General features: G+C 31.2%; 1 protein-coding gene. It reads right to left on the bottom strand.

Annotated elements, in window-relative coordinates; genetic code table 11:
* Positions 1–208, bottom strand: a 208-nt coding sequence (locus tag HMPREF3029_RS09380) for a hypothetical protein (protein WP_168165499.1), incomplete at both ends; no start/stop codon positions are given.

Genomic DNA, 208 nt, shown 5'->3' with positions numbered 1-208 from the left:
TGTACCCTCAATCAACTTAATGTCATATGTCGGGTTATCATTCATAAATGTTTCAAATAATTCAGGAATTACTGCTCTGAATTCTTCTGTAATCCCTATTTTAAGTCTTCCAGAACCATTATCTCTTATAAACTGAATATCTTCTTCAAGATTTGTAAATGAAGAAAGAACGAGTTTTGCATGGCTATAAAATCTCTTACCTGATTCT

The sequence above is a fragment of the Nosocomiicoccus sp. HMSC059G07 genome (genome assembly GCF_001815515.1).
GTDB lineage: Bacteria > Bacillota > Bacilli > Staphylococcales > Salinicoccaceae > Nosocomiicoccus > Nosocomiicoccus ampullae_A.
The sequence above is the reverse complement of the archived record's forward strand: the minus strand, read 5'-3'. Positions and strand labels throughout refer to the sequence as shown.